The organism is Vibrio neptunius (genome assembly GCF_000967495.1).
Classification (GTDB): domain Bacteria; phylum Pseudomonadota; class Gammaproteobacteria; order Enterobacterales; family Vibrionaceae; genus Vibrio; species Vibrio neptunius.
Map to the genome: position 1 here is coordinate 21999 of NZ_JXXU01000060.1, position 14036 is coordinate 36034.

Consider the following 14036-nt stretch of genomic DNA (forward strand, 5'->3'; position numbering starts at 1 on the left):
GAGTGTGACATGTTTGATTTTCGCTCTGCTGCTCTTGAAGTACTAAAAACAGAAATCGAAGCCCTTGAGCAGCTAGATCAATATTTTAATGAGGATTTCATCCAAGCCTGTGAACTCATTCTTGCCAATAGAGAAGGTAAGGTTGCTGTCATGGGGATGGGTAAATCAGGACATATTGGTAATAAAATTGCCGCCTCACTAGCTAGCACTGGAACATCCGCATTCTTTGTTCACCCAGGTGAAGCCGCTCATGGCGACTTGGGAATGATCAAATCTGGTGATATCGTGCTTGCGATCTCCAACTCAGGAGAATCAGCCGAAATCTTAGGGCTTTTTCCTGTTTTGAAGCGCCTCAACATCAAAATCATTAGCATGACAGGCAAGCCAAGCTCGACTATGGCGAAGCTATCTGACTTTCACTTACAGATCACGGTTCCCAAAGAAGCTTGCCCACTGGGATTAGCACCAACAGCAAGTACCACCGCGACATTGGCCATGGGTGACGCACTGGCGGTTGCTTTGCTGCAGGCTCGCGGTTTTACCGCTGAAGATTTTGCCCTCTCGCACCCCGGTGGCGCATTAGGCAGAAAGTTGCTGCTTAAACTATCAGACATCATGCACACGGATGATCAACTACCTTTAGTCACACCAGATACTGTAGTCCGAGAAGCATTGCTGGAAATCAGCCAGAAAGGTTTAGGAATGACTGCCGTTGTTGATAGCCACCAGCATCTAGTAGGGATTTTCACTGACGGCGATCTACGCCGTATTCTCGATAAGCGAATTGATATTCACAGTGCATTGATTGGTGAAGTGATGACGACCAACCCTACGACCGCCAGTCCGAACATTCTTGCTGCTGAAGGCCTAAATCTTATGCAGCAGAAAAGCATTAATGGCTTAATTCTATGCCTAGACGGTAAGGTTGTCGGTGCATTAAACATGCATGATTTGTTAAAAGCGGGGGTGATGTGATGTCGAAATTAATTGAAACCCTGTATAAACCAGTGGAACAAAACACGCTTAACATTGCCAAAGAAATTAGATTGTTAATCTGCGATGTCGATGGCGTCTTCTCTGACGGTCTTATTTACATGGGTAATGATGGAGAAGAGCTAAAAACATTTCATACACGAGATGGATACGGCGTTAAATCTTTGATGAATGCGGGCATCAAAATCGCTATTATCACTGGTCGACAATCACGTATTGTCGAGAATCGCATGAAGGCTCTGGGAATATCACTGATTTACCAAGGGCAAGACGATAAAGTAAAAGCTTATCAGGACATTTGCAGCAAATTGAATATTGCGCCAGAGCACACCGGCTATATAGGTGATGATCTTATTGACTGGCCTGTCATGGAAAAAGTAGCTTTAAAAGTCTGTGTCGCTGACGGACATCCACTCCTGGCTCAACGCGCAAATTACGTCACTTCAATACGTGGCGGACACGGTGCAGTCAGAGAAGTGTGTGACCTCATTTTACAAGCACGCAATGAACTTGATGTCCACAAAGGTCTAAGTATATGAGTTTATCCCGTATCGGTTACCTGATACTGGCATTTGTTATCTGTTGGTCGACTTACTACCTATTTGATAAAGGACAGGGGTACGACATTCAGGTAGAACCGGATACCGAGCTACCCATGTTTAGCGGTGAAGATTTAGTGAATACCTCATACAACCAGGAAGGTATTCGCAGCTACATCATCACATCCGTTAAACTCGATCACTATGCAAAAAGTGGTGATACCTTTTTTGATCAACCAGTCTTAAAAGTATACAAAGAAGGCACAACCCAAGAGTGGGAGGTCACTGCTGACCGAGGCATTCTAGGGCAAGATCATGTGCTGACATTATATGACAACGTATTGGCGAAAAACCTATTGCCAGATTCTGGCTTTGACACCATGTCAACGGATGTACTCGGCATCCAGTTGGATAATCGCGATTTTTGGGCAGACAACCAAGTGACCTTGGTTGGTCCTCAGTTTGAAACAGTAGGTCAGGCAATGAAAGGCAACTTTGCTGAAAACAACGCCATCCTCTACAAACACGTACAGGGTAGATATGAAACTCTCACACCTTAGTCTAATTTCTTGTTTGCTGATTTCTGGGCATGCTCTGGCGCTGTCTACCGATCAAGATCAGCCTGTCTACATCGATTCAGACAGCCAACAGCTTGATATGCAGAGCAACAAAGTGACCTTTCTTGGTGACGTGAAGCTCAAGCAAGGCAGCATAAATATTAATGCCGATAAAGTCATCGTGACTCGCGACCCTAGTGACGGGTCTATTCAAGAAATCGAAGGATACGGCGATTTAGCCACTTTCTCACAGCTTACTGATGATGGAAAAACCCTCTACGGTGAAGCAAAAGAGCTTTACTACGTCATGGTAGACGATCAACTCACAATGATAGATAAAGCGATGTTGTCCCAAGACGATAGTGTTATTCGTGGTACCAAAATCCGCTATAAAATCTCTTCTCAAAAGCTCATTGCTGATGGTAAAGAGAAAGGCGACCGCGTCTCAACAGTTCTTCAGCCACAAGCAGTGCAAGAATAATTATGGCAAAACTCAAAGCAGAGCATTTAGCAAAGACCTACGGAAATCGCAAAGTAGTTACTGACGTCAGTCTAGAAGTCACTTCAGGACAAATTGTAGGTTTGCTTGGTCCGAACGGAGCAGGTAAAACCACTTCGTTTTATATGATTGTCGGCTTGGTAGCTCGCGATGAAGGGTCAATTACTATTGACGGTCAAGATATCAGTATTCTACCGATGCATAGTCGTTCTCGCATGGGTATTGGCTATCTCCCACAAGAAGCATCTATCTTCCGTAAATTGTCAGTTGAGCATAACATCATGGCGGTACTAGAAACACGTGAAGAGCTAACCCGTGAGCAACGCCAAGATAAGTTGGAAGACTTATTGGAAGAATTCCACATTCAGCACATTCGCCACAGTGCAGGTATGGCACTATCAGGGGGTGAACGTCGTCGTGTTGAAATCGCTCGAGCTTTGGCTGCGAACCCACAATTTATCTTACTGGACGAGCCTTTCGCGGGTGTTGACCCAATATCGGTCATTGATATTAAGAAAATCATTGAACATCTGCGTGATCGCGGGCTAGGCGTTTTGATTACCGACCACAACGTCCGTGAAACATTAGACGTGTGTGAAAAAGCGTATATTGTGAGCCAAGGACACCTGATTGCAGAAGGCACACCAGAACAAGTGCTTAACAACGAACAGGTAAAACAAGTTTATCTCGGCGAACAATTCCGTCTATGATTAAAGTGAAGAACGGTAAGATTCTATAGCATCTAAGGCAAGTAATACTGAATGAAACCCTCATTACAACTCAAGCTAGGACAGCAGTTAGCGATGACCCCACAGCTTCAGCAAGCCATCCGCTTGCTGCAGTTGTCAACGTTAGATCTTCAACAGGAAATTCAGGAAGCCTTGGATTCTAATCCTCTCCTAGAAGTAGAAGAAGGCGGCGACGAGACCTCAAATGTTGAAGATAAGTCAGCGAGTGAGGAAAAAGAACCAAGTGCTGAAGTGACAGAGCCTGAAGTCAAAGACAGTTCAGAGCTTATCGAAAAATCTGAAATCAGCAATGAACTTGAGATTGATACCACTTGGGAAGATGTCTATAGCGCTAACACAGGCAGTACAGGAATTGCTCTTGATGACGACACCCCTGTTTATCAGGGTGAAACTACGCAATCACTGCATGACTACCTGACTTGGCAATTGGATCTGACACCTTTTAGCGAGACAGACCGCACCATAGCGATGGCAATCATAGACGCAATCGATGACTATGGCTACTTAACCATTTCCACTGGCGATATTTTAGAAAGTTTCAATCACGAAGAAATCGAATTAGATGAAATCGAAGCGGTTCGCAAACGAATCCAGCAATTTGATCCACTCGGCGTAGCATCACACAATCTGCAAGATTGCCTGCTCTTGCAATTAGCGACCTTTCCTGAAGACACACCGTGGCTCAAAGAAGCTAAGTTAGTACTAACTGACCACATAGAACAGTTGGGAAATCGTGATTACAAGTTAATAATTAAAGAAGCCAAACTGAAAGAAGCTGAACTTAAAGAAGCACTCAAGCTTATTCAGCAGCTCGATCCTAGACCCGGAAGCCGCATCTCAGCTGAGCATGCAGAATATGTCATTCCTGATGTTTCTGTGTTTAAGGATCATGGTAAATGGGTGGTCACTATCAACCCAGACTCCGTACCACGCCTTAAAGTCAATCAACAATACGCAGCGCTAGGCAAAGGCAACAATTCAGATAGCCAATATATTCGCTCAAACCTGCAGGAAGCAAAATGGCTCATTAAGAGCTTAGAAAGTAGAAATGAGACACTACTCAAAGTTGCTAAGTGCATTGTTGAACATCAACGCGATTTTTTCGAGTATGGTGAAGAAGCGATGAAACCAATGGTGCTCAACGACGTCGCATTAGATGTCGACATGCACGAATCGACAATTTCACGGGTCACTACTCAAAAATACATGCATACGCCTCGTGGTATTTTCGAACTAAAGTATTTCTTCTCCAGCCATGTCAGTACCGATAATGGTGGAGAATGTTCATCAACTGCAATTAGAGCCCTAATTAAAAAGCTCGTAGCTGCTGAAAACAGTGCTAAACCGCTGAGTGACAGCAAGATTGCAGCTCTACTCGCTGACCAAGGGATTCAGGTCGCTAGACGAACAATAGCTAAATACCGAGAATCACTAGGCATTGCCCCTTCCAGTCAGCGCAAACGCCTGCTTTAGGCACTAAACGAGAAGGAAAGTCTATGCAAATCAATATTAATGGCCAACACGTTGATCTCACCGATTCAATGCAAGACTACGTAAACGAAAAGTTTCAAAAGCTTGAACGTTTCTTTGACCACATAAATAACGTTCATGTTGTTTTAAAAGTTGAAAAACTCCGTCAAATCGCAGAAGCTACCCTTCACGTAAATCAGGGCGAAATTCATGCATCTGCCGACGAAGAAAGCATGTATGCCGCTATCGACGCTCTTGTTGACAAACTGGTTAGGCAGCTCAACAAGCATAAAGCAAAACTAAATACCCACTAGATACCATGCAATTAAGCGAAATCCTTTCATTGGACTGCACCAAAAGTGCGGTCCAATGTACCAGTAAAAAACGCGCTCTGGAAATGATCAGTGAAATCGTCGCTGAGCAGACCGGACAAAACTCTACCGAACTTTTCGAATGCATGCTTAGCCGAGAAAAGATGGGTAGTACTGGCATCGGAAATGGCATAGCCATTCCTCATGCTCGTATGCAATCCAGCGACAAAGCTGTTGCGGTTCTTATTCAATGCCAATCCCCTGTCGAGTTTGACTCGATAGATAATCGCCCTGTTGATCTTCTTTTTGCCCTGCTTGTGCCTGACGCACAGTGCAAGGAGCACCTCAAAACCCTGTCTAGCATGGCAGAGCGATTAAATAACAAACAGATTCTCAAACAGCTACGCAAAGCTCAGTCCGACGAAGAACTTTATGCCATTATGGTGAATCAGTAATGCGCCTCATTGTCGTCAGTGGTCAATCTGGTGCGGGAAAAAGCGTCGCTCTGCGCGTACTCGAAGATTTAGGTTATTACTGCGTCGATAACCTGCCAGTAAATTTGCTCGATAATTTCGTTAAATCGGTAAAATCTAGCAAACAAAACGTAGCAGTCAGTATTGATATCCGTAACCTGCCAACAGAACCCAATTTAGTTACTGATGTTCTGACTAGGTTAAAGAAGTCGTCAGATGTCAGTGTACTGTTCTTAGATGCCCAAAAAGACACGTTGCTCAAACGCTACAGTGAAACGAGGCGTATACACCCTCTTTCACTCAGTCTCGAAAATACCTCACTTGAACAAGCCATTGAAAAAGAACGTTGTATTCTTTCCCCATTGAAAGAGCATGCCGATCTGATCATCGATAGCAGCAACCGATCACTACATGACTTAAGTGAGACTGTTCGCATGCGCGTTGAAGGTCGAGAACGCAAAGATTTAGTGATGGTATTTCAGTCATTTGGCTTTAAGTATGGCTTGCCAAGTGATGCAGACTATGTGTTTGATGTGCGTTTTCTGCCAAACCCACATTGGGAACCCGCATTGCGTCCAATGACGGGGCTCGATACACCGATTAAATCTTTTCTGGAAAGTCATCAAGATGTATTGGATCTTAAACAGCAGATCCAGAAATTCATCGAAAACTGGCTGCCATTATTAGAAAAAAACAACCGTAGTTATTTAACCGTAGCAATTGGCTGCACAGGAGGTAAACATCGCTCTGTTTACCTCACTCAGCAAATTGGCGACTACTTCGCAAAAATGGGTCATCAGGTCCAAATTCGCCACACTACATTAGAGAAAATACATAAGGAATAGCGTATGCAGCAACAGAGTAGAACCGTCCTCATTCAGAACAGACTGGGGCTCCATGCTCGCGCTGCTGTTAAACTCGTCGAACTAGCCCAGTCTTTCGACGCTATTCTCACCATTCAAAACCATGAAGGTAAAGAGGCAACCGCTGACAGCGTCATGGGTTTATTGATGCTCGAATCCGCTCAAGGCGAGCATGTCACCATTAACGCTGAAGGCAATGATGCCAATCCTGCCCTTGAAGCGGTCTGCCAGTTAATTGAAGCCAAGTTCGAAGAAGCAGAATAATTTTTCCACTGATACAAGAAAAATCACTACCTTCATATTAACTTATTAAATAAACACTAAAATTAAGTTACTATTCGACGCATTGTAAGCAAATAGAGTTAGGGGGAATGTATGGCCGAGCAAATTGAATTTGACCAAGCTCACCAAGCCCTCCAAGAAGTCACTGAAGCTCTAGAAAATGGTCGATTTGTCCATGTCCGTCGTCAGCTTCATGACATGGAACCAGAAGATATTGCCCATCTCTTAGAAGCCTCTCCACGTAAAAGTCGTGAAGTCCTTTGGCAACTTACTGATCCCGAAGATTACGGTGAAATCCTCGATGAATTGAACGAAGACGTCAAAGATGCTCTGGTTTCTAAAATGGAACCCGAAATGCTGGCCGAAGCGACAGAGGGCATGGACACTGATGATGTTGCTTACGTTTTACGTAGTCTACCAGACGATGTCTCACGTGAAGTTCTGTCCCAAATGGACACCGCCGATCGCTTGCGAGTGGAAACCGCGCTTTCTTACCCTGAGGATAGCGCTGGCGGACTGATGAACACCGACGTAATCACCATTCGTGGTGATGTCGATGTCGATGTCGTCTTGCGTTATTTGCGTATGAAAGGGGAGCTGCCTGAAGCAACCGACGCACTGTATGTGATAGATGAGAACAGCCAGCTGCTCGGTCAATTGCCGATCACGACCCTAATCACTACCCAACCCGATATCAAAGTCTCTGAAGTGATGCAAGATGTGGACGAAGCCATCGAAGTCACCATGAGCGATTCCGATATTGCCAGCCTGTTTGAGCGCCGTAACTGGGTTTCCGCTCCCGTCATTGACGAGAACCAGCATCTTGTCGGTCGTATTACCATTGATGACGTGGTGGATGTAATTCGTGAAGACGCGGAACACTCCATGATGAGTATGGCGGGTATGGACGATGATGAAGATACCTTTGCACCAGTGGTTAAGTCGGCTCGTAAGCGTAGTATCTGGCTAGGTGCAAACGTGTTAGCTGCGCTTGCGGCGGCATCAGTTTCAAACATGTTTGAAGCCACATTAAATCAGATGGCGGCCATTGCTGTTTTGATGACTATCGTTCCTTCTATGGGCGGCGTGGCAGGCAACCAAACTGTTGCTCTGGTAATCCGAGGCCTCGCATTGGGCCATATCGGTGATGCCAACAAACGCGAGCTGCTAATGAAAGAAGCAGCAATCGGCCTGTTGAACGGTATCATGTGGGCACTGATCATTGGTGGTATCGTCATAGCATGGAAAGGTAACTGGATGCTCGGCGGGATTATTTCCGCAGCCATGTTAACCAACCTTCTGGTCGCCGGAATCGCCGGTGTCACCATCCCTATCTTATTAAAGAAAATGAATATCGACCCTGCTTTGGCCGGAGGGATGGCCTTAACCACAGTCACCGATGTGATTGGCCTCTCAGTGTTTCTTGGTCTTGCTACCATTATGATCTGATAGGTAATCATCAATAAAAAAGCACAGCTTTTGCTGTGCTTTTTTGATCCAACTTGTAGAGAATTAGTTAATATTTGGTCCTAACCACTTTTCAGCTTCTAACCTATCCCAACCTTTACGATCAGCGTAACTTTCGACCTGATCAGGCTGGATCTGCGCGATCGCAAAGTAACGTGAATCTGGGTGAGAGAAGTACCACCCTGATACAGATGCTCCTGGCCACATTGCATAGCTGCTGGTCAAAGACATCCCAATCGTCTCTTCCACTTTGAGCAACTCCCAAAGTGGATCTTTCTCAGTATGCTCTGGACAGGCTGGATAACCTGGAGCTGGGCGAATACCTTGATATTTTTCACGAATCAGATCATCGTTAGAAAGATCTTCATCCGCAGAATATCCCCAAATCTCCTTACGTACTTTTTCATGCAGGTACTCAGCAAAAGCTTCAGCCAAGCGATCCGCCACAGCTTGAATCATAATCGCGTTGTAATCATCTCCCGCTGCTTTGTATTCATCAGCGAGTTCACGTTCTCCAATACCACCGGTTACCGCGAATGCGCCAATCCAGTCTTTCTTACCTGAAGATTTTGGTGCGATGTAATCAGAGAGACAGTAATTATAGCCTTTAGGCTTCTCAGTCTGCTGACGAAGATTGTGCAATACTTTAGCCACTTTAGTACGCGACTCATCGGTGTACACTTCGATATCATCTCCAACACTTGCTGCTGGGAATAACGCACACATACCACGTGCTTTAAGCAAACCTTCTCGTTCGACCCTATCAAGCAGCTCATTCGCATCAGCAAACAACCTCTTTGCTTCTTCTCCGACTTCTTCGTGTTCAAGAATGGCAGGGTACTTACCAACTAAAGACCAGGTCATAAAGAATGGAGTCCAGTCAATGTATTCACGTAATGTTGCTACCTTAAAATCATCGAAAACATGTACACCCGGTTTAGCTGGCTCTGGTGGAGTATACGCTTCCCAGTCAATCGAGACTTTATTTGCTCGCGCTTGTTCTAAAGTGATAGGTTTCGTACGCGGTCTCTTGCGATTATGCTGATCACGTACACGCACGTAGTCGGCATCAAGTTTTTCAACAAATTCAGGACGACGCTCGTCAGATAGCAATGAAGTACATACTCCAACGGCTCTTGAAGCATTGTTAACGTAAACCACTGGGTGCTTGTAGTTTTGCTCAATCTTAACCGCAGTGTGTGCTTTCGACGTTGTCGCGCCACCGATCAGTAATGGCAGATCGAAATCAAGACGCTCCATCTCTTTCGCCACATGCACCATTTCGTCCAATGAAGGAGTAATCAGGCCGGACAAACCAATAATATCTACATTCTCTTCTTTGGCGACCTTGAGGATCTGCTCACATGGCACCATCACGCCAAGATCAATGATCTCATAGTTGTTACATTGCAGTACAACACCGACGATATTCTTACCAATATCGTGAACATCCCCTTTCACTGTTGCCAGTAGTATCTTACCGTTTGAAGAACCCGCTTGTTTTTCCTTGTTAATGAACGGCTCTAAATGCGCTACTGCCTGCTTCATTACACGTGCGGATTTCACCACTTGAGGAAGGAACATTTTACCTTCACCAAATAAGTCGCCGACCACATTCATGCCATCCATTAGCGGCCCTTCAATCACCTCCAATGGTTTACTGGCATTAACACGAGCCTCTTCAGTATCTTCAACGATAAACTCGGTGATCCCCTTGACTAATGCATGCTCTAATCGCTTCTCAACTGACCAAGTACGCCATTCAAGCGCAGAGGCATCTTCTTCCTTACCGACACCTTTACCTGCGTACTCAGCAGCAATATCGAGCAAGCGCTCGGTACCATCATCGCGACGGTTTAGTACCACGTCTTCTACGGCTTCACGCAATTTCTCTGGGACGTTGTCGTAAATCTCCAGTTGGCCTGCATTGACGATCCCCATATCCATACCATTTTTGAAACAGTGATAAAGGAATACGGCGTGAATTGCTTCACGTACATAGTTATTACCACGGAACGAGAACGAGACGTTCGACACACCGCCAGAAATCATCGCATGCGGCAAATCTCGTTTAATATCGGCAACAGCGCCAATAAAATCGACCGCATAATTGTTGTGCTCTTCAATACCTGTCGCAACAGCAAAGATATTCGGGTCAAAGATAATGTCTTCAGGTGGGAAGCCGACTTCATCAACCAGAATACGGTAGGCGTTGGTACAGATTTCAAGCTTACGTTCGCGTGTTTCTGCCTGCCCTACTTCATCAAACGCCATTACGATGACAGCAGCACCATAGCGACGGATTAGCTTAGCCTGCTCAATAAACTTCTCTTTGCCTTCTTTGAGCGAGATAGAGTTAACAATGCCTTTACCCTGAATACATTTCAGTCCGGCTTCAATAACCTCCCACTTAGAAGAGTCGACCATGATAGGCACTTTAGAGATCTCTGGCTCAGATGCACACAGATTGAGGAAACGCACCATACATGCTTCGGCATCCAACATGCCCTCATCCATATTGATATCGATGATCTGAGCGCCATTTTCCACCTGCTGCCGAGCAACTTCTAACGCTTCATCATAGAGCTCTTCTTTAATCAAGCGCTTGAAACGAGCAGAGCCAGTCACGTTAGTTCGTTCACCAACATTGACGAATAAAGTGTCTTTTTCAATAGCTAGCGACTCAAGACCAGACAAACGACACGCCACATTTAAGTCTGGGAGTTGACGGGGAGCCACACCTTCAACGGCCTCTGCCATCTGACGAACATGTTCTGGTGTGGTGCCACAACACCCACCTATTAAGTTCAAGAAGCCACTTTCCGCCCATTCTTTAACGTGCGTGGCCATATCCTCTGGTGAGAGGTCGTATTCACCAAATGCATTCGGTAAGCCCGCATTCGGGTGCGCGGAGACAAAGCTTTCTGAAATACGTGACATTTCTTCAACGTATGGACGGAGCTCGTCTGGGCCTAAAGCACAGTTCAAACCAAATGACAGCGGCTGAACGTGACGTAGTGAATTGTAAAACGCTTCCGTTGTTTGACCAGAAAGCGTTCGTCCTGAAGCATCAGTGATCGTTCCCGAAATCATGATCGGTAATTTAACACCCATCTCTTCGAAAACACTGTCGACAGCAAAGGCACAAGCCTTCGCATTTAAGGTATCAAAAATCGTTTCAATTAGAATGAGGTCTGAGCCACCTTTAATTAAGGCGCGCGTCGATTCGGAATACGCAGCAACTAGCTCATCAAACGTAACATTGCGATAACCGGGGTCATTTACATCAGGTGAAATCGAACAAGTACGGTTCGTTGGGCCGAGAACACCCGCCACATAGCGTGGCCTATCTGGCGTTTTTTCCGTCCACTCGTCTGCCACTTCGCGAGCGAGCCTAGCAGCTTCAAAGTTTATTTCTTCACTCAGGCTTTCCATATCGTAGTCAGCCATTGCGATGGTCGTTGCGTTAAATGTGTTGGTCTCAAGAATATCCGCGCCAGCTTCCAAATACTCAGCATGGATATCTTTAATTAATTTGGGCTGTGTCAGAACCAAAAGATCATTATTGCCTTTCAGGTCACAATGCCAATCGGAAAAACGCTCACCTCTATAGTCAGCTTCTTCCAGCTTATGGCTCTGGATCATGGTCCCCATACCACCATCTATCAGTAAGATGCGCTTACTTAGTTGAGCTTCTATCTGTTGTCTCACATTACTTCCCACACTACAGCCTCATTCCTTTAGTTATCTTTCCATCCTATCACACATTAAAAAGGAGTCTAGACGTCTAAATGACTAAATTAATCACCTCTACATGACAAAAAAGTGTTTGCTATTTAATCACGTCGAGAACAAAATTCTCCTTCATAATTTGTTACATCCTGGGTATCCAATGTCGGTCTATTACACTCTCTGTTTTCTGTCCGCAGCAGCAATGTTAATCGCTTTTGTAAACAGCAAGATAGGTAAAATGCAAACCACAATTGCCATCACAGCTGGCTCAATGGTTTTATCTCTTCTTATTCTTATTGCAGGTCAAAACAACTGGTTCCATTTGACAGAAATTGCTTCGAAGACAATGTCGAGCATTAACTTCGAAGATTTTTTGCTGAAAGGGATCTTAGGCTTTCTTCTATTTGCAGGCGGTTTGGGGATTAAACTCCCTCACCTTAAAAACCAAAAATGGGAAATTACAGTGCTCGCGCTTGGAGCAACACTGTTCTCGACCTTCTTTATTGGTTTCGCACTTTATGGTTTCTGCCATTTGATAGGCGTGCAATTCGACTTAGTTTACTGCCTATTATTTGGTGCATTAATCTCTCCAACTGACCCAATTGCAGTACTGGCTATCGTAAAAAAGCTGGATGCGCCGGAACGTATCTCGACCCAGATCGAAGGTGAGTCCTTATTTAACGATGGTTTTGGCCTCGTCATTTTTGTCACCCTGTTTACGATCGCTTTTGGCACTGAAGCACCAACGGTCGGCAGCGTGACAATGCTGTTCATTCAGGAAGCCATTGGCGGTATCGTCTATGGTTTTGCACTTGGCCTGCTGTTCCACTACCTTATCAGTGCGACCGATGACCACTCTATGGAGTTACTACTGACCATAGGTATACCGACCGCTGGCTATGCGTTTGCTGAAGTTCTGCACGTTTCAGGACCATTAGCGATGGTGGTATCCGGTATTATGATCGGGAACTGGACCCGATTTATCGGATTCTCTAAAGAAAGTGAAGATCACCTCGATCACTTCTGGGAGCTGGTCGATGAGTTCCTCAACGGCGTTCTGTTCCTATTAATCGGTATGTCGATGTTGCTATTTGAATTCCATAAGGAAGATTGGATTCTCATGGCGTTTTCAGTTCCATTAGTACTCGCTGCTCGCTATCTAAGCGTGTTTTGTTCATATATTGGATTTAAACGTCATCGTCAGTACAACCCTTGGTCAGTAAAAATTCTGACTTGGGGTGGGTTACGAGGTGGTCTAGCATTAGCGATGGCGCTCTCCATCCCTTCAGGGATTTGGGTTATCCAAGACAAACTCATCGACGTAAAAGAAATCATTCTAGTCATGACTTATTCTGTCGTGGTGTTCTCGATCCTCGTTCAAGGTTCGACAATCACTCCTATGATAGAAAAAGCAAAGAAAGCAGAGAAAGAAATGCAGCCTGAGCCGAGCTCAGTGGAGTCATCTGATAAAGAATAACCAATATCGAATTACCCATTTGAAAGCCGCTCTATGAGCGGCTTTTTGTTATCTGGCGATAAACAGAGATGGGCGCTTATTCACTTTCAGGGCTGGAATCAATAGGGTGGAAAGCTGTTTGAGCAGATTGTAATTATCTGTAGATAGAAGTCGATTATGACTTTCACCAAGAACCAAGTTCCTATACTGGTCTATGCGCAAATGGCGGTAAATTCACTTTTGTTTCGCCTCCACAACTAGTTATAGAGCCGTCAGTCAATCTTTAAGTAAATAGTTTTCCAATAACAGATCAACTGCAAAGCTTAAGTTTCTCGGTAAACCTTGGGTCACTAGTCCTGCAGTATGTATAAACTCATTAGCCAACGAGCAAAATAACTACGCACTTGCAACCAGTTACCCAGCATAGCTGTTGAGGTCGGGAATAAGTATGAGCTACGGTCTTCTGTGCTCAAGTTGAGCTCACTCCCCGTAAGAGAGTAGTTGTGCTCTAAACGCCCCCCATTTCTCAAGAAGTTGCAAACTTTGGGGATGCCTAGTTCGGGCCTATTTCTAATTGGGAACCATTGGTCACAGACTCAAAAATAATACCGCATATACGAAAAAACCCTAACATTGCTGTTAGGG

13 protein-coding genes are annotated in these 14036 nt (G+C 45.0%); 12 read left to right on the top strand and 1 reads right to left on the bottom strand.

Annotated elements, in window-relative coordinates:
* Positions 1-9 precede the first annotated feature (9 nt).
* The 11 genes from TW84_RS20025 to mgtE all read left to right on the top strand — a co-directional run bounded on the left by TW84_RS20025 (position 10) and on the right by mgtE (position 8185).
* Positions 10-975, top strand: coding sequence for a KpsF/GutQ family sugar-phosphate isomerase (locus TW84_RS20025; RefSeq protein WP_045977393.1), 966 nt, complete (start codon positions 10-12; stop codon positions 973-975).
* Positions 975-1532, top strand: a complete 558-nt coding sequence (kdsC, locus tag TW84_RS20030) for a 3-deoxy-manno-octulosonate-8-phosphatase KdsC (protein ID WP_045977394.1) — start codon at positions 975-977, stop codon at positions 1530-1532. Before TW84_RS20025 ends, kdsC begins: the two co-directional genes overlap by 1 nt.
* Positions 1529-2092 (top strand): LPS export ABC transporter periplasmic protein LptC, encoded by a 564-nt coding sequence (gene lptC, locus TW84_RS20035; RefSeq protein ID WP_045977395.1) that lies wholly within the window; start codon positions 1529-1531, stop codon positions 2090-2092. The genes kdsC and lptC overlap by 4 nt, the downstream gene beginning before the upstream one ends.
* Positions 2073-2570, top strand: a complete 498-nt coding sequence (gene lptA / locus TW84_RS20040) for a lipopolysaccharide transport periplasmic protein LptA (RefSeq protein WP_045977396.1) — start codon at positions 2073-2075, stop codon at positions 2568-2570. The genes lptC and lptA overlap by 20 nt, the downstream gene beginning before the upstream one ends.
* Before the next feature lie 2 nt (positions 2571-2572).
* Positions 2573-3298 (top strand): LPS export ABC transporter ATP-binding protein, encoded by a 726-nt coding sequence (lptB, locus tag TW84_RS20045; protein ID WP_045977397.1) that lies wholly within the window; start codon positions 2573-2575, stop codon positions 3296-3298.
* Positions 3299-3349: 51 nt separating this feature from the next.
* Positions 3350-4810, top strand: a complete 1461-nt coding sequence (locus TW84_RS20050) for an RNA polymerase factor sigma-54 (protein WP_045977398.1) — start codon at positions 3350-3352, stop codon at positions 4808-4810.
* Between the two features lie 23 nt (positions 4811-4833).
* A complete protein-coding gene (hpf, locus tag TW84_RS20055) occupies positions 4834-5121 on the top strand; it encodes a ribosome hibernation promoting factor (RefSeq protein ID WP_045977399.1) in 288 nt (95 codons plus the stop codon).
* A 5-nt stretch (positions 5122-5126) separates the two neighbouring features.
* Positions 5127-5573: a PTS IIA-like nitrogen regulatory protein PtsN gene (gene ptsN, locus TW84_RS20060; RefSeq protein ID WP_045977400.1), complete on the top strand. Its 447-nt coding sequence runs from the start codon at positions 5127-5129 to the stop codon at positions 5571-5573.
* Positions 5573-6436, top strand: coding sequence for an RNase adapter RapZ (gene rapZ, locus TW84_RS20065; RefSeq protein WP_045977401.1), 864 nt, complete (start codon positions 5573-5575; stop codon positions 6434-6436). Before ptsN ends, rapZ begins: the two co-directional genes overlap by 1 nt.
* A gap of 3 nt (positions 6437-6439) precedes the next feature.
* Positions 6440-6718: an HPr family phosphocarrier protein gene (locus tag TW84_RS20070; protein ID WP_045977402.1), complete on the top strand. Its 279-nt coding sequence runs from the start codon at positions 6440-6442 to the stop codon at positions 6716-6718.
* A 111-nt stretch (positions 6719-6829) separates the two neighbouring features.
* Entirely contained in the window at positions 6830-8185 is a 1356-nt protein-coding gene (mgtE, locus tag TW84_RS20075; RefSeq protein WP_045977403.1) for a magnesium transporter, read from the top strand.
* A 63-nt stretch (positions 8186-8248) separates the two neighbouring features.
* On the opposite strand, the gene metH is transcribed toward mgtE, so the two are convergent.
* Positions 8249-11926, bottom strand: coding sequence for a methionine synthase (metH, locus tag TW84_RS20080; protein WP_045977404.1), 3678 nt, complete (start codon positions 11924-11926; stop codon positions 8249-8251).
* 169 nt (positions 11927-12095) lie between these two features.
* On the opposite strand from metH, the gene TW84_RS20085 reads away from it, so the two are divergent.
* A complete protein-coding gene (locus tag TW84_RS20085) occupies positions 12096-13412 on the top strand; it encodes a cation:proton antiporter (protein WP_045977405.1) in 1317 nt (438 codons plus the stop codon).
* The last annotated feature ends 624 nt before the right edge of the window (positions 13413-14036 follow it).